Source organism: Streptomyces sp. NPDC001406 (genome assembly GCF_042895285.1).
Lineage (GTDB): Bacteria > Actinomycetota > Actinomycetes > Streptomycetales > Streptomycetaceae > Streptomyces.
Map to the genome: position 1 here is coordinate 1 of NZ_JBIAWG010000037.1, position 18,610 is coordinate 18,610.

Annotated in this window: 6 protein-coding genes and 6 pseudogenes; 4 read left to right on the plus strand and 8 right to left on the minus strand. The window is 66.9% G+C overall.

Translation table 11 applies throughout. The annotated features are described in order from the left end of the window. Window positions 1-705: 705 nt before the first annotated feature. The 4 genes and pseudogenes from ACFY1J_RS44850 to ACFY1J_RS44865 all read right to left on the minus strand — a co-directional run. Window positions 706-897: pseudogene (locus ACFY1J_RS44850) on the minus strand (MoxR family ATPase); the annotation flags it as partial. Further along, a pseudogene (locus tag ACFY1J_RS44855) lies at window positions 892-1,240 on the minus strand (glycoside hydrolase family 15 protein); the annotation flags it as partial. The pseudogenes ACFY1J_RS44855 and ACFY1J_RS44850, both read right to left, overlap by 6 nt. Then, a pseudogene (locus tag ACFY1J_RS44860) lies at window positions 1,194-1,601 on the minus strand (Scr1 family TA system antitoxin-like transcriptional regulator). The pseudogenes ACFY1J_RS44855 and ACFY1J_RS44860, both read right to left, overlap by 47 nt. 7 nt (window positions 1,602-1,608) lie before the next feature. Then, window positions 1,609-1,938 carry a Scr1 family TA system antitoxin-like transcriptional regulator gene (locus ACFY1J_RS44865; RefSeq protein WP_390713369.1) on the minus strand — a complete coding sequence of 110 codons (330 nt, stop codon included), beginning with the start codon at window positions 1,936-1,938 and terminating at the stop codon, window positions 1,609-1,611. Window positions 1,939-1,946: 8 nt separating this feature from the next. Here ACFY1J_RS44865 and ACFY1J_RS44870 point away from each other — a divergent pair. Beyond that, window positions 1,947-2,216 (plus strand): annotated as a pseudogene (locus ACFY1J_RS44870) (CTP synthase); the annotation flags it as partial. A gap of 10 nt (window positions 2,217-2,226) precedes the next feature. Here the strand turns inward: ACFY1J_RS44870 and ACFY1J_RS44875 are convergent. The 3 genes and pseudogenes from ACFY1J_RS44875 to ACFY1J_RS44885 form a co-directional block, all read right to left on the minus strand. Continuing rightward, window positions 2,227-2,473, minus strand: a pseudogene (locus tag ACFY1J_RS44875) (hypothetical protein); the annotation flags it as partial. 299 nt (window positions 2,474-2,772) lie between these two features. Further along, window positions 2,773-3,024: pseudogene (locus tag ACFY1J_RS44880) on the minus strand (AAA family ATPase); the annotation flags it as partial. 357 nt (window positions 3,025-3,381) lie between these two features. After that, window positions 3,382-3,705 carry a hypothetical protein gene (locus ACFY1J_RS44885; protein WP_390713370.1) on the minus strand — a complete coding sequence of 108 codons (324 nt, stop codon included), beginning with the start codon at window positions 3,703-3,705 and terminating at the stop codon, window positions 3,382-3,384. A 923-nt stretch (window positions 3,706-4,628) separates the two neighbouring features. On the opposite strand from ACFY1J_RS44885, the gene ACFY1J_RS44890 reads away from it, so the two are divergent. From ACFY1J_RS44890 to ACFY1J_RS44900, 3 genes are all read left to right on the plus strand, one after another. Beyond that, window positions 4,629-7,838 (plus strand): tetratricopeptide repeat protein, encoded by a 3,210-nt coding sequence (locus tag ACFY1J_RS44890; RefSeq protein ID WP_390733234.1) that lies wholly within the window; start codon window positions 4,629-4,631, stop codon window positions 7,836-7,838. A 267-nt stretch (window positions 7,839-8,105) separates the two neighbouring features. Next, complete coding sequence (locus tag ACFY1J_RS44895) at window positions 8,106-10,799, plus strand: Helicase associated domain protein (RefSeq protein WP_390713098.1); 2,694 nt, start codon at window positions 8,106-8,108, stop codon at window positions 10,797-10,799. Window positions 10,800-11,106: 307 nt separating this feature from the next. Beyond that, window positions 11,107-11,748 (plus strand): hypothetical protein, encoded by a 642-nt coding sequence (locus ACFY1J_RS44900; RefSeq protein ID WP_390713099.1) that lies wholly within the window; start codon window positions 11,107-11,109, stop codon window positions 11,746-11,748. Between the two features lie 81 nt (window positions 11,749-11,829). Here the strand turns inward: ACFY1J_RS44900 and ACFY1J_RS44905 are convergent, their stop codons facing one another. Further along, window positions 11,830-18,411, minus strand: a complete 6,582-nt coding sequence (locus tag ACFY1J_RS44905; protein WP_390733235.1) for an RHS repeat-associated core domain-containing protein — start codon at window positions 18,409-18,411, stop codon at window positions 11,830-11,832. Window positions 18,412-18,610 lie beyond the last annotated feature (199 nt).

Below are 18,610 nucleotides of genomic sequence, written 5' to 3' on the forward strand. Positions count from 1 at the left end.
CCCGCGGAGCGGGTCACATCGCGCTGCGCGCGATGCAAGCGAACCCCCGCGCTGCGCGCGGGGGTTGCGCTCACGCTCCGCGTGAGCGCTGGCGTGGCGCTGCGGCCACGCACAACCCGGGTGCTTCGCACCCGGGTTGACGCTCCGTCCGCTCCGCTCCCGGAGCAGCGGAGCAAAGCCCCGCACGGCCCTCCGCTGCGCTCCAGGCCTCAAGCGGGTCCGCTCCGCTCCCCCGCACAAGGGCCCTTCGGGCCCGCACCAGCAGAAAGAAGACGGTCGGTCAAGTAGCCAAGGTGACGGGCCGAAGGCGGTCACCTTGTGCGGGCGAGCGCGGGGTGAGGCGGCTTCGGTTTGCCTCACTCTTGATGCAGCATGTAGAAACGGCAAAAATAAGCGTATCGTTGGAAGGCTCGTACACGGCCCATCGGAAATTCGCAAAACAAGGCGGGCGGGCACCCTGAGTTAATTTCGGCGCCCGCCCGGCAAAAGGGTTCAGATGCGGAGCACCGCCCTGTTACGTCCCTGCAGCAGACCATCGCACAGGCGCGGGTCCGGACGCTACGGCGCGAAATACCAGGTCTCCGACTCCTGCCTGATGGGGTCTCACCATGGCAATGCGGGTCGCACGCACCGGCGCCATGCCCAACGTGTGCCCCACGACAGCCGCTAACAATCGTTCACTTCGCAGCGCTTCTTCCCTTGTGGCTCACCGCCCGGCAGCCAGTCGGCGAGGCGCTCCAGCTCGGGGATCTCGAACTCGCCCTCCTCCAGCACGTTCAGCAGGTCGTTGGGCAGATCCATGTCGCTCTTGTCGAGCTCGTCGATGAGCAGCACGCGCGGGGTGTCGGAGGGCAACAGGGCGGTACCGAGCGGGCCGAGCCGGATGTAGCTGCCGATGGGTGATCGCCGCGTCGCGCAGCCAGGTGTAGCGGTAGTCCCAGTTGCGGACGCCGCCGATGTCCTCGGGCAGGGAGGTGGTGGGCGCGGCGACGATGCCGCCGGTCGGGGCGTACGTCAGCGCCTTGAGGGTGATCAGGGAGCGGATCACCGCCTCGCGGTACGGGCCGTGGTACGTACAGTGCTCGACCCACTCGCGCCAGAACTCCTCGGTCGCCTCCAGCGAGGTCTCCGGCTCCGGCAGCGGCGGCGGCTCCTTGTGCGAGGGCTGCCACGAGATCGTGAACGCGATCCGGTCACCCGGGGCCACCGTGAAGTCGGCGTAGGTGGTCAGCGACTTTCCGATCGCCCAGGCACAGTTCGAACGCGCCGGCCTGGGCGGTGGCTGAAGACTCCAGATACCGGGCGACGAGCTCACGGTCGTTCCGAATCGTGAACGTGCCTCCCGATCCCGCCACATAGAGCACGTCCTCGTCGTCCCGGAAGCCCAGCAGGAAGAAGCTGCTGGCCAGGCTGTCGTGTGTGCCGGCTGTAAAGGGCAGCGTCCCGAGCGTGGCCCCTCGTTCGGCCATCAGCTCCTTGAGAAAGAACAGTCAACGGCGCATGGCCGCCGGTCCCCTCACCTGGCGGCGCAGGACCGCCTCGTCCAGAATCATCTCGGCGTGCGGGCCGCCGTCCCGGAAGACCCGCTCCTGCCGAGCCAAGCGCAGGTCAATGCGCTGCTGGGATTTGGGACATGGGCTGCCCGTCGAAGAGGGCGTTGACGTAGTCCGCGGTCTGCAGGTGACCCGGGATGAGGCTCGGGTGGTAGCCGCGGATGTCGCTCGCCGCGCTCTCGTAGCCCAGGTACTGGGCGAATGGCTGACCGATGACGTCGTTGTAACCCGACCACCACGACTGCCCCCTTGCTGCCCGGGCCGCTTCTTCCAGATCGGCGACGACGTCCGGGTCCGTGCCCCCGTACTCCTGGAGCAACGCCCGCAGGTCCGTGACGGACAGACTGAACGTGCCCGCTTCGATGCGGATGAGCTTCGACAGCAACCACTCCGGTCTTCGTCGTGCACATCTCGCTGCTGCCCTACATCGGCCCCTCCGGCGAACTGAAGACCAAGCCCACCCAGCACTCGGTCGCCGCCCTGCGCAACATCGGCATCCAGCCGGACGCCATCGTCCTGCGCTGCGACCGCGAGGTGCCCACCGCGATCAAGCGCAAGATCTCGCTGATGTGCGACGTCGACGAGGCCGCCGTGGTCGCCTGCCCCGACGCCCGCTCCATCTACGACATCCCGAAGACCGTGCACGGCAAGGGCCTGGACGCAGGCCTCGCTCCCCCGTCGATGCCGCGCCGTCGCAAGCGGTCTTCAAGAAGTCCACCTGCTCGAACGTTCCGTCCGTCTCCATCACCGCGAAGCTGAGTGGACGGGGGGCGAAGAGCGCGGCCAGGGCGTCGTACACGGCGACCGGATCGTCCTCGGCGTCCATGGTGCACAGCTCCCGTTGGGTCGTGACTGCTGCGGCGTCGACGGTCGAGGCGATGGCGGTCGTTCGCAGCACGATCGCCGTCCAGGGAGACACCCGGCGGCCTTGACGCTGAACTGGTTCGGGAGGTGAGCTCGGCACGGTGGGTGCGCTCGGAGGTCAGGAAGCCGGGGATGGCGACGGTCGCGCTGGACATTGCAGTCGCCGTGCTGCCCCCACAGAGCACGGCGTAGTCGGTACTGAAGCGGTGTACGTACTCGGCAGCGAGCTGGGTCTTGCCGACGCCGGACATGCCGCACGCGCGCCACACTCGGCGTCGAAGCCACGCTGATGGAGTTCGGTGAGTCGGTCGTCGCGGCCGGTGAAGCGCGCGTTGCGGCGCGGTACTTCGCCCCAGGCCCTGGGACTGCTGGCCGCAGCGCCTCGGCCGCCCTGCGCCGTGGTCTGGAGGTCCTGCAGTCGGGCGACGGCGTCGTAGCGGTACGGGCCGTCCAGGAGAGTGGAGCGGCTCACGAACGGCCAGCGCAGCACTCGGTCGAGACCCAGCTCGTACGCCACGGAATGGGCGAGCGTGCTCTTGCCCGCGCCAGGACTACCAGTGACCAGGAGCGGACGGCGCAGGTACAGGGCCGCGTTGACCAGCTCCAGTGCCGAGCCGCTCACTCGCGGCCTGCGGCGGCAATGACGTACCGGACAAAAGTGGTCCACGCCGGACAGTTGCGGCTCTCTGCCGTGTAGGTCGAGCCGCATGTCCCGCAGTCTGTGTCCAATCACGTGCCTGGCGATCCGTTGTACGGCCCGCGGCAACATCCCTGCGCGCACGGCCTGCGGCGGCTCACGCCAGCTCTGGTCGGGGCCCTCATACACATAGCAGCGGATGCGGGCGAGATTGCAGCGCCTGTGCGCCGTCGGCGCGAACCGGTGGGAGACCGCGAACCGGCCGTCCTCACGCCTTGGGGAGGACACCGCCGCGCGGTGCCCTCCCCAAACTCGCAGGTCAAAGGGTCAGTTCTTCGGTCGCAGCTTGTGAAGCACCAGGATGCCCGAGCACGCAAGGCCGGCCAGCCCTCCCGCCGCGCCGGCCGCCAGGGACTGACCAACGACCAGGAGCACGACTCCTGTGCCACCCAGCACCACGGCGCCGACCCCCAGAACGGCCTGCACCGCAGTGATGATCTTGTTCTTGGCGCGGACCGCCGCACTCTTACGCTGGGCACACTCAGGGCACCCCGGTGTCCGAGGTGCGGCCTGGAGCGCACTCTGTACGAAACGCTCCAGCTCAGGGCGCTGATCAGCATCAGCGAGCATCTCCGCGATCTGGCGGAGCACAGGGTCTTCGCCTGGAGGTTCGACTTGGGAGACGGATGTACTGGTCACTGGTTCCTCAAGCTCTCGATCAGGTGTGCAGGTGTGTGAAGACGGCCTAGATCACGCCGGACGGCCCCGGTGTTGCAGACGTGGAAGGTGTCGTTGGGACCGCAATGTAGGTCTCCCCGGATAGTAGTGCCCGGGAGGGCACACAACCGGTTCGTGCACCCGACCCGTGTATCCGGGGCGGACCACGGTACGCGCATCCGGGTACGAAGACCCGGTGGAACAGGACTCGTTGCCGGAGGACGCACCGAATGCGGCGCGCAGGCAGCCTTCCTGACGGACCACTTGCTCCCTTCGCGGCCGACGATTCAGTCTTCTCCCCCGATGGGCGCGTCGAGAAAGATGCGGATAGTTCCTCAGGAGCGAGCCATCAATTCAGGCCGGAATTTGCAGGGGATAAGTGCAGAAGAATCCCTGATGCCCGTTTATGCGTGGTCTGATTTCTTTGCATCGCTTGGCTTGATGATCGCCGATGTGCCTTCCCAGTCGCCGGCGCCTCTCGTCTCTCAAGATCCATACCCGCCGTATTCGGCGTGCTCTGGCAGGCATGAGTCCTTCAGAACGCGGCATTGATCACAGACCGGCCTGTATCCACGAAGGTCTCTAGGGGCGGTACCCTCCAGGGGAGCTCTCTTGATTGGTTGTGTGAAGACGGCCGCGCAAGCAGATCTCACGCCGGACGGCTCCGGTGGCCACGACTGTGGAAGGTGCGTGTCCACCGGGGCCTCCACCTCCCAGGCGGCGCCAATCCGCCCAGCCCCCTCGCCGATCAACCCCCGAACCGCAGGCATTCTGTGTTGCGCGGTCGTCCCACTGTGCGCCGGCAGGGCCCAGGGGCGAGAACTCAACTGCCGGTCACGCGCCCGGAATCCTGAGCTATGGGCGAACAGCTTAATTTGCCACTATCGGCGCCCTATCGTGTATTCGTCGGCTCAGGGGCTGTGGCATGTACGTATCGAGGTGGGTTCGTGGCAGCGGATGGGACTGCATTGATCGTCACGGCGCTTCCGCTGGAGTCCAGTGCTGTGCGGCCGTACCTCAGCTGCGCCGAGTCGCTTGTGCACCCTTGGGGCACGCGTGCGGAACGCGGTCGGCTCGCGGGGACACCCTGGCACATCGTGCTGGCGGAGATCGGCGAGGGAACCCTCAACTCCGCCACTCTGACCGAGCGTCTCAACACCTGGCTGCGCCCGGACGTGCTGCTCTTCGTCGGCATCGCCGCCGGGCTCAAGGACGACATCGGCATCGGTGACGTGGTGGTCGCGACGAAGGTGTATGCCGTCCACGGCGGCAAGCAGACACCCGAGGGCTTCCGGGCACGTCCCGAGGCCTGGCGTGCCTCGCACAGCCTGGAGCAGGCTGCCCGCCATGCTCTGCGCGATACGGGATACCCGGTCCACCTCAAGCCGATCGCTGTCGGGGATGTCCTGCTCGCCGATGCGGAGTCGGACTTTGCCCGCCGCCTGTACCTGAACTACAACGACGCTGCTGCGTACGAAATGGAAGGCGCGGGTGTCACGCACGCCGCTCACCTCGCCGGTCGCCTCGATGCCCTCATCATCCGCGGGATCAGTGACAAGGGCGGCGCAGACAAGAGCCGAACCGACGCTGAAGGATCTCAGCCGAAGGCCGCCCGCAACGCAGCTGCAGCTGCCATCGCCATCCTTCGCACTCTGCTGCTGACCGGCACCGCGCCCGGTCACCAATCCCGCGCAGCGGCGACTGCGGTTTCGCTGCCCCCGGCGCCGGCGGTATTCAGCGGCCGCGTCAGAGAAGCAGAGCAGCTGCTGACACTGCTTGATCCCGCGCAGTCAGGCCCCTCGGCAGCGGCGGTGGCCGGGCTGGCCGGCAGCGGCAAGACCGCTCTGGCGCTGCACGTCGCACACCAGGCTGCGGCTCTGGGATGGTTCCCCGGCGGAGTGCTGTTCCTCTCCCTGCACGGCTACCGGCCGGACAACGCTATTACTTCGGACCAAGCAGTTCTCACCCTGCTGCGCGCACTGCGCGATGCGCCCGAGGAGCTGCCGGCAACCGCGGACGAGCAGTCCGCCGCCTACCAAGCCGAGCTCTCCCGCCGCGCTGACCAGAACCGTCCTGTCCTGATCATCGCGGACGATGCCTCCGGTACGCAGCAGATCCGCTCACTGATCCCCGCGCGCCGTGAACACCGGCTGATCGTCACCTCCCGCCACACCCTGGATGCCAGCACCGGGGCACGCCTCATCGACCTGTCCGTACTCGACCCGGCCGACTCGGTCGACCTGCTGCGCAGCATCCTGCTGCAGGCCCGCGACGACACCGACACCCGGGTCGACGACGAACCCGGACCGGCCCGGCAGCTAGCTGAGCTGTGCGGGAATTTGCCGCTCGCGCTGCAGATCTGCGGCGCCATCGCCGCCGACGCACCCACGCGACCGCTCGCTTCGCTGGCCAGGTCCCTCGGCGACGCGCACCGCCGCCTGGACCGCCTGAGCCGGGAAGACCGCGCCGTACGCGCCGCCTTCGACGTGTCCTATCAGCAGCTTCCTGATGCCCAGGCCATGCTGTTCCGGCTGTTCCCGCTCAACCCCGGCCCCGACCTCTCCACGGAAGGCTCCGCGGCACTGGCCGGCCTGGATCTGTCCCTCACCGAGGACATCCTTCAGGATCTCCAGCGCGCCCACCTGGTCGAACCGTCCGGCGGCGTGTGGGGCCGCTGGCGCATGCACGACCTGGTGCGCCTCTACGCCTCAGAAATCGATCAAGACGGAGCCAACGACCGCACCACTGCCCTCGAGCGGCTCCTGCGGCACTACCGGACCCAGGCTGCTGCCGCCAACTCCCACCTCACAGCGAGCGCGGACGCGACGCCGTCCTCTCTCTTCCAGGACCGTCAACAGGCGCTCACGTGGCTCGAGGAGGAGCGGCTCAACCTGGTTGCCACCGTCATCATGGCTTCCGAAATCGGTGCCGAATCCACAGCAACCAGTCTCGCCTTCAGTCTGGCCGCGTACCTCCAACAGTATCGCTTCCTCGCAGACTGGATCACCGTCACGGTGATCGCGCTGGACATCTTTCACAGGGCCGGCGACGAGCGCAGCACAGCACAGGCGTTCACCCATCTCGGCATGGCCCACCGAGACCTGCGGCAATTCGACCAGGCGGTCATGTACCTGCAGCAGGCCGTCGACACCTTCGCCTCAACCCGTGATCGCAGTGCACGGGCCATGGCCCTGGACGCACTGGGAGCTGCGTGGCGCGAGATGCATCAGTACGAGGCAAGCATCGGCGCCCACGCCGAAGCTGCCTCAGTCTTCGACGCGATCCAGGACCTCGCCGGCCACGCACGTGCCCTGACCAATCTCGGCGCCGTCTGGCGCGAGATATCCCGCCCTGACAGGGCCATCCCCGCCCTGCGTCAAGCCGTCCGCCTCACGGAGGCCATTGGTGACCAGGTCGGCAAAGCCAGGGTTCTGATCAACCTCGGTGCCGCCCTCCGGGAATCCGGACAGTTTGAAGAAGCCATCAGCTGCTACGGGACAGCCATCACCAGCCTCCGCGAGGCACGCGACCAGCACGGCGAGGCCACGGCCCGGCACAACCGCGGCGACGCCCTCCAGCACGTCGAACGCTTCGCTGAAGCCATCGACGACCACGCCGCGGCAGCGGACTACTTCCGCCAGGCCCGCGATCCCCATCACCTCGCCATGGCGCTGTCCAGCCTGGCAGCCGCCCACTCGGAACAGGGCCAGCACGCGCTCGCCCTGGAGATCGCCGGACAGGCGGTCGAGATACGCCGCCAACTCGCCGCAGCCGACCCCCATGTCAACAGACCCGAACTCGCCCGCACCCTGTGCCTCTCAGCCTGGGTCCGGCGCAACGGACGACAAGATCTCCCCGCAGCACTGGAGATGGCCGAAGAAGGCACGCACCTGTACGAGGACCTGGCTGCCGAGGCATCCGACGTGTTCACCGCCAACTACCACATGGCACTACAACTGCAATCCGACATCCTCACCATGCTCGGACAGCACAGCCAGGCCGAAGCCGTCCGCAACATGCTCCCCGCACAGCCGCCCAAGGCCCCACCCCAAGACGAAAGCGCCTAACGACAGGGGCAGGAAACCCTGACCAGAGACACGTGCCGCCGCTGCCGGACCCGGGTCACGAGAGAACCCGGCGTTGGCTGAAGCTGCGGCCGCACGCATACGACGCTGGAGGTGGGGGCGGCGCCGCTGACACGGCAGTCGGCTCGACGATCCCGTTCAGCAGTCTGCCGCAGCCGTGCCACACCCCCACAGGAAGCAGGCGGACTCCGCTGCACGCAGGACCTGGTGTCCCGGGGCAGGCGGGATGTGGTCTGGGAGAATTTCCCTATGCCGAGGATTCAGCTGCGGGAGCACCAGGTGGACGCGGTCGCGCGGATCCGCACCTGGACGGGCTTCCCCGCGCGATCACCGGTCCGCGAGGAGGGGCGGCGGGCCACGCTGGTGTCCGCGACCGGGTCGGGGAAGACCATCACGGCCGCTGCGGCCGCGCTCGAGTGGTTTCGCGGCGGGCGGATCCTGGTGATGGTGCCCACCCTCGACCTGCTCGTGCAGACCGCCCAGGCCTGGCGCCGGGTCGGCCACCTCGGGCCGATGGTCGCGGTGTGCTCCCTGGAGGGCGACGCCGTCCTGGACGCACTCGAGGTGCCCACAACTACCAATGCGATCCAGCTCGCACTATGGGCCGGATCCGGGCCAGTGGTCGTCCTGGCGACATACGCCTCGCTGGTGGACCGGAACGACCCTGACGACCCCACAGGCCAGGCAATGCTGCCGGGGCCGCTGGAGACGGCTCTGGCGGGCGGTTCGCGGCTGTACGGGCAGCGGATGGACGGCTTCGACCTCGCCGTGATCGACGAGGCGCACCGTACGGCCGGGGAGATCGGCCGGCCGTGGTCGGCAATCCACGACCAGGCCCGGATCCCGGCCGACTTCCGGCTGTACATGACCGCCACCCCCCGCATCCTCGCCTCCCCCCAGCCCGTACGCGGCGCAGACGGCCAGGAGCTGGAGATCGCCTCCATGACCTCCGCCCCCGACGGGCCCTACGGGAAGTGGATCTACGAGCTGGGGCTGTCGGAAGCGATCGAGCGGGGCATCCTCGCCCCCTTCGAAATCGACGTCCTCGAGATCCACGACCCCGACCCAGTTGCCGAGGCCTTGGAGGGAGCGGAGGAGGCGGTGCGTGGCCGGCGTCTGGCGCTGCTGCAGACCGCGTTGCTCGAGCACGCAGCGCAGCACAACCTGCGCACCGTCATGACGTTTCATCACCGGGTCGAGGAAGCTGCGGCGTTCGCGGACAGCCTGCCGAAGACGGCCGCCGAGCTGTATGAGGCGGAGGTGCCCGACCACGCCCTGGCCGCGGCGGAGCAGATGCCGCCGTCCTCGATCGACGCCCGCTTCTACGACCTCGACGAAGCCCGGCATGTGCCGCCGCAGCGGGTGTGGTCGGCGTGGCTGTGCGGCGACCACCTCGTCGCCGAACGCCGCGAAACCATCCACCAGTTCGCCAACGGCATCAACGGTGCGGGACGCCGGGTGCACCGCGCCTTCCTCGCCTCCGTCCGGGTCCTGGGGGAAGGCGTCGACATCGTCGGCGAACGCGGCGTGGAAGCCATCTGCTTCGCCGACACCCGCGGCTCACAGGTCGACATCGTCCAGAACATCGGCCGCGCCCTGCGCCCGAAGACGGACGGCACGACCAAGGTGGCCAGGATCATCGTGCCCGTCTTCCTCCAGCCCGGCGAGGACCCGCAGGACATGGTCGCCAGCGCCTCGTTCCGCCCTCTTGTGGCGGTGCTCCAGGGCCTGCGCTCGCACTCCGAACACCTCGTCGAAGACCTCGCCTCCCCTGCCTCCACCAGCGGCCGGCGCAAAGTCCACGTCCAGCGCGACGCCGATGGCCGCATCATCGCCACCACCGCCGGCGTCGAGGGTGAGGGACCGGTCGACGAGACCAGAGGCGGAAAGCAGTCGGCGCTGCTGCACTTCTCCAGCGCCCGCGACGCGGCGACCATCGCCGCGTTCCTCCGCACCCGCGTCTACCGACCCGAATCACGCGTGTGGCTCGAAGGATTCCAGGCTCTCAGGCGCTGGCGCGCCGAGCACGGCATCACCGGCCTGTACGCCGTCCCGTATGACACCGAAGTCGCAGTCGGAGTGACCGACTCGTACCCACTCGGCAGGTGGGTCCACCAGCAACGCAAAGCCCGCCGCACGGGAGACCTCGACGCCCACCGGATCCAGCAGCTCGACGTCGAAGGCATGGTCTGGGAACCCGGCGAAGAAGCATGGGAAAACCGGCTCGCCCTCCTGCGCTCCTACCACCACGCCCACGGACACCTCGCCCCACGACAGGACGCCCTGTGGGAAGGCCCCGACCCCGACGGACCGGACGGCACCAGCGTCCCCATCGGCCAGCTCATCGCCAACCTCCGCCGACCCCACGGACTGGGCAAAAACCCTGAGCGCGCCCAGACCCGGGCCGCACAGCTCACCGCCATCGACACCGACTGGAACTGCCCCTGGCCACTGGACTGGCAACGCCACCACCGCATCCTCGCCGCCCTGGCAGCCGACGAGCCCGGCGGCCGGCTGCCCGACATCAACCCCGGCGTGATGTACGACGGGGATGATCTCGGTGCGTGGCTCCAGAGGCAACGCCGCAACTGGACCGAACTATCCGAGGAACAGCAGCAACGACTGACCGCCCTCGGCATCGCAGCCACACAACGGCTAGCACCGCCCCCGACAGCCAAGGCGCACGGGAAGGCTGACAGGAGGCCCTCGGCAGCCTTCCAAAGGGGTGTTGCCGCACTCTCGCAGTTCATCGCCCGCGAAGGCCATCACCGCGTGCCCCGAACACATACCGAGACAGTCGCCGTGGAGAGTCCCGGCCGGGGACCGAGCACGTCGGTACCCGTACGGCTGGGCGTATTCATGAGCAACACACGCACCCGCCGCGACAGACTCACCGAACCCCAACGGACCGCACTCACCGAACTCGGCATCGAATGGGTGTAACTGCGGAGCGCCCGCCCAGGCCCCTGGGAAAGACGAAGATCGCCGCGCGCATGCCGTGTGCGATGGGCAAGGGCGACCGAGCGTGCGGAGTCGTGATAGCGGCCTGCTTCAGGGCGGAGAGTCAGGTGGCGTCGTCCAGCCGGTCGTCCGCGAGCCTGCTCAAGCTCGGTCAAAGCGCACCACCCACGCCGCCAGGCATTGCCGAGGAGGGTTCATTGAGCACGCGGCGTGCCGAATTGTTGACTCACCGCCCTTATTAGCCTGCCCAGTACCGTAGGGTCCATAGCAAGTATGCCATAATTGCCGCATGATTGATCCCTCCAGCATCGAATTGCACCAATTCATCACCAAGTGGTACGGACCTCCGGATCGAAGGTTCACAACTCCAGCAGCTAAGCATCCGCAATTGCCTGCACCCTTGCAATCATGGTTCGAAATCGAAGCGCAGTGGTCCACTCCTCTTGTGCGGCTCAAGCGTCTCTTTTCAACCGAAGAGATCAAAGTACGGGACGGCAAGGCCATCTTCATGACCGACCCCGGAACCGCGATTTGGGCTTTCGATCCGGCAAGTCCCATGGATGTATACGAGGGAGAACTTTACGGAGAGTGGGTCAAACTTGGGGAGAACCTGTCAGAATTCCTGGTTCACAACGCCATGAATGAAGCCGCACATAATGCACCGAACAGAAGATCATGCGAATTGGTAGACAATCAGCAACTAGCTGACATTGTCGCACCGATGACAGAGGTTGCATTCGCTGGATGGCAATGGCCGCGCCCTGGGCACTGCATCTTCTTGAGTGAAACACTGATTGCAGACATCGGACCCGCAATGGAAGACCAGGCCCCTTGGGGAAATAGGCCGGGCTACAGCGAGGTGCAGGTGGGCGCCATATCTGCCTCCGCACTTGCCTACCTAGATGAAATTCCAGGAATTGACTGGTACTGACCGTCGAACCCAGTACAGGAGGATTATTGACACTTCCCCGGACAACACCGTCCGGGGAAGCGCAGAGATCACACCTTGCAGCTAGCCCCTGGGAAATGGCTCCGTCACAATCTGACCCTCACTGTTGCGATAGGTCACCTTCAGCGTTGCACCCTTCGGCAGCATTCGGTCGAGGTGATCGAAGCATCGCCCACATATGTAGTCTTGATCGATGTAGAGATGCGCGTTTTTCCAGCCGGCAGCGTGCATGAGGGCTGCTGATTGACTTTCAACGTGATGAAAGTTTGACGTGTTGGATCCCAGCGGCCGTATCATTTCCTTCGGAACATTATTAGCTCCCGAAGAAAGCGGAATAGGTTCGTCGTACCCTTCAACGAAGAGAGCACCATTTGTGCCGCCAGGGGTATCAAATTTGCTTCTTGCTGCCTTCGCCGCCTTAAGTCCTTCGATGTCGGTCAATACGATGCCCCCGCGGCCGCGTACCGAATCGGGCACAGGACGCTTCCCCAACCCCTCAAAGGGGCCGATCTCAAACGTCCCTCCCGCCGGCTCACACATTACGGGTGGAGGGCAACTCGGCTTATTCAGTTCACGCCAATAGTCAGCGAGGCTGTCGACAAGGCGGCTGAAGAAGCTGGGGATATCCGGTGCTTCCGGTCCAGGATCGCCCAGGTTGCTGATGGTATTTCCGGTTGGCTGCGGGCAGGTATAGAGCGGCCAGCAGTCGTTGGTCCCCGTCCCTGTGTCAGTGTCGGTCGTCGGGTCTGCGGTTCCGCTGCCTCCGCTTGTTTGATGCTCACATTGTTCCGGGTGGCCGCATTTCTCGCCGTTTTGATCCACGTAATACAGCCCGGAGGGGTCGGCGTAGTTGATGGGATCGTTGCGGCTGTAGCTGTAACCGGAGAGGTTCTGCGGGTCGTAAGGGGTGCTGAGTGGGTCGGTGATGAGGAAGCGGCCGAGGCGGGGGTCGTACGCACGGGCGCCGAGGAGGGAGAGGCCGGTGCTTGTGTCCTCGGTCTTGCCCAGGAAGCCCTTGCTGGTGCCGGCGGGCAGGGCGCCGCTGCGTTCGTCGCCGAAGGGGGTGTAGCGGCGTCGGGTTGAAACACCGGTGGTGGCGTCCACGGCGAGCTGAGTGGAGGCCTGCGTGTCGGCCATCAGGTAGGTGAGTTTGCCGCCGACGGTGGTGTTGCCGGTGGTGGTGCGTATCGCCACGGTGGAGGTGCCGCAGGTGTAGTAGCGGCTGGCGGTGGCGGTGGTGCCGTCGGTGGTGCGCAGTTCCATGCCGCCGAGGTAGGCGACGGTCTCCTGCGGGGTGGTGCGAACCAGGAGGGTCCCGTCCGCGCCGTAGGTGTAGCGGGTGAGCTTGCTGCCGCCGGAATCGGTGGTCTTGGCAGTGGCGAGCTGACCGAGCTTCGTCCAGGTGTAGTCGGCTGTCTTGCCGGGTTCGACGTGCTGGGTCATCTGCCCGGCGTCGTCGTAGGCGAAGGATTCGGTTCCCGTGGTGGTGCCAGCGCTGACGGTGTTGATCTTGCGGACGCCGTGCGGCCAGTCGGCGTTGGCGGTGGTCCAGGTGCCGGCGTCGTTGTAGCCGGGGTAGAGGTAGTCGCGGGTGGTGGCCTTGCCGGTGGCGTCGGTGTCGGTGGTGGACTGGAGGTTGCCGAGGCGGTCGTAGGTGTAGGCCGTCTGGTAGGGGGCCTCGCCTCCGAAGTCGGCGTTGGGGTCCCAGTCGCACACGCCGATGGATCGGGTGCGAGTGTAGGCGTTGGTCAGGCGGCCCTGGTCGTCGTAGCGGAAGCACTGCGACTGTGCGGTCTGGCCGGTGGCCTCTTCCCGAATCTGGGTGATCTCGCCGTCGTTGTCGTAGGTGTAGGAGTCCTGCTGCTTTTCCGCCGTGTACCAGTCGACGGTGGTGGTCGTGGAGATACCGGTCATCCAGCGGGTGCCACCGGCGTAGGCGTAGCTGTAGCTGCGCTGTGCGGTGACGCCGCTCATGCCGCCGGGGCTGGGGGCGCCGTAGTAGCGGTCGGTGAGCAGGCCGTAGGAGTCGTAGACCGTTGTCTTGACGTAGGTGTCGGTGTCGGAAGCGAGGCTGCGGGGCTGGCCGTAGGTGGTGTAGGTGGTGTTGACGGTTTCCTCGGGGAGGCCGCCCGCAACGGGGTAGGTCACCGAGGTGATGTGGTCGGCGGCGTCGTAGGCGTATTTGGTGGTGTAGTTGCCGGCCAGGCCGTTGACGTTGGCGGGGATGCTGACGGTGGTGTCGAGCGGGCGTCCGCGGCTGTCGAATTTGCCGGTGCTGACGGTGTAGGTGTTGCCGTCGGCGTCGTGGCTGGTCGTGGCCGTGATCTTGCCCTTGCCGCCGGTCACGCCCAGCCCGTCCCAGGTCCAGGCGGCGAGTTCAGTGGAACCGCTCTTGACGGACGTCTTGCGGCCGAGGACGTCGTAGCCGAAGGTCAGGGTCGTCTGGGCCCATCCCGTGGTCGGGTTGATGTTGCTCTTGACCGTGCTGATGCGGCCGTTGTTGTCGTAGGTCGTGGTGGAGACGCCGGCGTCGGGGTCGTCGACCTTGGTGCGGTTTCCGGCCCAGTCGTAGGTGTAGAGGGTGGTGTTGCCGCGCGGGTCGGTGATCTGCTTCAGCTTGCCGTTGGCGGTGTAGGCGTACTGGGTGGTGAAGGTTGAGGTGCCGTTGTGCTCGACGACCTTGGAGGTCTGGCCGAACACGTCCGTGTAGGTGTCGGTGGGGGCAGCAACGGCCGGGGTGACGGTGGTGTAGTCGCCGTAGTACGCCGTGTGCACCTCGCCTTCGGGGCGGTGCTGTGCGGTGGTTCCGTCGCCGTAAAGGAGCTGGGACATCGTGGTGCGTCCGGCCCAGTCGAGAGTCAGGTCGGTGTAGGAGGGCAGGTCCTCGACCTTGGGGCTGACCGGACCGCCCACGCCGGCGGTGCCCTCGCTGCGGAAGACCGCCGAGCTGCCGGTGACGTTGCCGGCCGAGTCGTAGCGGGTCACCGCAACCTGCCGGTTGGGGACCTCCGCTCCGCTGGAGTCGGTGCCGTACGGCAGCGGGGTCTGGGTTTCCCGGGCGCGGCCGAGGCCGTCGCTGTACGCGTAGGAGGACAGGTAGGTGCTGTCGGACTGCAGCGTGGAGGTGCCTACAAACGGGTAGCCGTCGACCGAGTCCGGAACGCCGCCACTGGTGGTGGTGGGAACCGTGTAGCTGAACTTCATCGACGGCGAACTGCCGGTCTCGGTGGGCTTCCACACCTCAACGGCGCGGCCGGCGGCGTCCAGGGTGACCTTGGTGATATTCCCGTTGGCGTCCTTGGTCTGGTAGGGAACGCCCCAGAACCGCGACTTCCACACGGTGGTGGTGAGCGGGCCGCGTGCGGCGGCGAGGCCGTCGGGGTCGGGTGTGGTCGTGGTGATGCCGTCCAGCGGCCAGGTGTTGTCCGGGTTGTAGGTGGTGGTGGTGCGGTTGGTGTTTGCGTCCTCGGTCCAGATCGCCCGGCCCGCGCCGTCGTAGCCGAACTTGACCGACTGGAAGTCGGTGGAGCTGGAGGTGGGGTAGGTGCGCAGTTCGGTGGGGTTGCCGTCGACGGGTTTGTTGCCGTCCACCGAGGTGGCGTTGTCGTAGAGGGTGACGCTGTAGCCGTCCTGGTTCGCTGCAGAGCGGCTGGCGCAGCTGCCTCCGTCGGTGTCGTAGTGGCGGGTTTCGTCAGTCAGGACCGTCCAGCGCTGAATGCTGTTTCCGTCGTACAGGTCCTTGTTGTAGGCGCGGCCGTAGGTGGTGCACCGGTTGTCGGCGACGCCCTTTTCGCCCTGGTCGTCCGTGCGTAGCGGCAAGCCGTAGACGGCCGAGGCGTCGACGGCGTCTTCGTATTCGTTCTGGACGATGTGGGTGCGCCAGCCGGTGGAGATCTTCGTCTCGGTGGTGGTCTCGTCCTCGCGGACGAAGCGGGCGTCGGGCAGTCCGTTGTAGTGGGCGGTGTTGTGGGTCCAATAGTGGTGGAAGACGTGCTCGTGGGAGGTGCCGGCGTCGTCGCGGCTGGAGGTTTCGATGGTGCGACCCTGCAGCCAGGGCGAGTCGGTGTAGGAGGTGCCTTCGCCGTCGGTGACCGACACGGACCGGGTCTGGGACGGGTCGGACTTCGAGGTGCGGTCGCCGTCCAGGCCGCGGTAGAGCCAGTGGAAGGTGGAGTGCTTGACGCTGCCGCTGCCGGTGGTGACTTCGACGCGCTGGTAGCCGCGCCATTCCGACCAGGATTCGTCGTCGTCGGCGACGAGGGGATCGTTGGTGAAGCGCCAGCCGGCTCCTCCCTGGTAGTCGTAACTGGTGGTCATCTCCGGGGCGCCGTCCTGGTTGCTGGTGACCGTCGGGTCGACGGTCACGTTCATGACCAGGAACTTCTTGAACCAGCCCTTGTGCGCCTCGGTCTCTCCCTCCGGGGTCCACTTCTGCCAGAAGCAGTCCTTGGTGTTCGTGGACTCGGTGGGCAGGTCGGTCGAACTGCAGAAGTTCGGGGAGCCGTAGGTGACGGTGGTGGTGGCGCCGAGATCGCCGTGGATGGTGCTGATACGGCGGAAGTTCAGCTCGGTCGAGCCGACCTTGTTGTCCAGGTCGGTGCCGTTGAAGTTGATGACCGGCAGGATGACGTTCTCGCCCGTCCCGTATGCCTCGCGCTGCACATAGTCCAGCCACAGCGTCTTGCCGATCGACCCGTCGGGGTTGGGCAGGCCGTGCTTGGTCTGGTACTGCTGCACCAGATCCCAGCCGTTGGCGCTGGTGTTCAGCACGTACGTCTTGATGTCCCACAGCATGTCCGTGCTGAAGAACGACGGGTAGTACGTCTTGCCCGCACAGTAGTAGTCCGCCGACGAACCGTCACACATCAGGTCGACCGGCACGTCCGGGTACGAGGAGGGGGTGGAGGCGATCGACGGGCAGGCGCGCGGCTCGCCGCGCAGCGGATCCGCGTCCGTCATGCGCTCCACGCACCGGCCCACATGGGTGAGCTCGACCCTGCCGGTCGGCTTGGAGTACGGGATCTGCGTCGGCCAGCCGTACTCGATCGCAGTCAGGTAGCCGCTCGCGGTGTACTTGCGGGCCTTGTCGGTGTTGGCGACGGACCGGTAGTAGTTGTACTCCTTGTCGTAGAAGTAGACGGACTCGACCTCGTTCGCATCCACCGTCCGGTCGAGGTTCCACCGCCAGGCCTGCGTGCACGGCTCGGGAAACTGGTCGTGGCACGGCTCACCCACATCGTTGCCGACCACCGGCTCGGTGAACACCGACGCCGTCGCGTCCCTGGTGCGCTCCGAGCGGCCCCAGCCGAAGTAGTAGCGCTGCCCGTCCTGGGTGGAGATCACCCAGTACTCGTCGTCCGCTCCGTGACCGCCGGTCAGGTGCTGCACCCGCCAGCCCGGGTCGTCCTGCACGTGATATGAGCCGGTACCGTTGTTGTCCTGCACCAGCGTCGAGGCGACGCCGTTGAGGCTGATGACATAGACAGCGCCGTCCGGCTCCTCGCTGGTGTTCGGCGAGTCCCAGCACATGTCGCCGATCGCCTTCAGCCCGTCGTCGGAGCAGTTGCGGTAGCGGCGCTCGATGTATCCGACTCCCAGGTCCCAGCCCATACCGACCCAGGACGCCTGGTTGTTCGTCGCCGAGGTGCGCCCGTCCACCGACTGCGAGTTGTACGACAGCGCCAGCGACGGCGCCGACCCCATCGCCGGCGCAGGCAGACTCACCGGAAGGCTGTAGGTGAAGGCCCCCGAGCCGGTCGACACGTCCCACGAACCGGTCGGGGACAGGGTGGAGGCGCGGTAGTCGCCCTTGTCCGACGACGACCCGGTGCTCACCGCGTAGACGGAACTGGAGCCGCTGTCCAGCTGAGTGGACAGGCCGTCGGTGTCCGGCTCGGCCTGAACCGTCGCGGTCAGCGTGCCCTTCGCGGTGTCATTGTCCACCGGCACGAACTCGCGGTCCGTGCAGCCCTCGGCCTCGGGCGTCTGCAGCGCGCACGCCGGCAGCTTCACCAGCCGCAGCCGGGACGCGAAGTCACCACCGTAGGCGTACTTGAAACCCGAGTAGTCGATGGCCACCTGCACCTGACCCGGCGAGTCCACACCGTCCGTACGTGTGACCTGCAGGCCCAGACCGACACCACCGGCCGCAGCCACGTCCTGACGGTCCAGCACACGGACATCAACCTGGTCCGGCGACACCGTCTGCGTCTCACCACCGGGCGGCGTCGACGCCGAATCCGACGGCTGCGGCAACGCACTCGCGGTCGCACTCGCTTCCTCGCTGGCAGAGGCAGCCGCAGAGGGCGAGGCGGTCGCCTCCGCACTGTCCGAAGTGCTCGGGGCGGGGGAAGGGGTGTCCTCGTCCGCGAGCTGTGTACGGGACAACTGCGCGGTCGCACCGGGCTCGTCGGCAACGGGCGCAACCTCGACCACATCGGCGACCTCGGTGGAATCGCCACTGGCCGACACAGACGGCTGCGCAGTCACCGTGCCCGGGTCACCGGGCGCCGCCTGCGACAGGTCCACCGTCGCCTCGGCAGCCTCCGGCCACTTCGGCGCCGGCAGCGCCTTGCCCGCCTCCTCCGCCTGCTGCGCCGGAACCGTCCCCAGCGACTGCGAGGGGCACCACCGGCGTCGGATCATCCCCAGCAGCGGCCGCCGCCTGCGGCGACACCACCGACACGGTGGACAACAGACCCGCCAGCACCGCACCCGCCACACCGACGGAAAGCAAGCGCGCACGCCGAGCAGCCATCACAACTCCCACCCCACACCAGCCCCCGCGCACACACCCGGACACCGGCAGCCCGATACAGAACACACCGACCAGGCCGAACCAGCC

Excerpts from the sequence above, each read along its gene's own strand:
- ACFY1J_RS44890 (WP_390733234.1), top strand. The coding sequence starts at position 4,629 with ATGGGCGAACAGCTTAATTTGCCACTATCGGCGCCCTATCGTGTATTC.
- ACFY1J_RS44895 (WP_390713098.1), top strand. The coding sequence starts at position 8,106 with ATGCCGAGGATTCAGCTGCGGGAGCACCAGGTGGACGCGGTCGCGCGG.
- ACFY1J_RS44900 (WP_390713099.1), top strand. The coding sequence starts at position 11,107 with ATGATTGATCCCTCCAGCATCGAATTGCACCAATTCATCACCAAGTGG.
- ACFY1J_RS44905 (WP_390733235.1), bottom strand. The coding sequence starts at position 18,411 with ATGATCCGACGCCGGTGGTGCCCCTCGCAGTCGCTGGGGACGGTTCCG.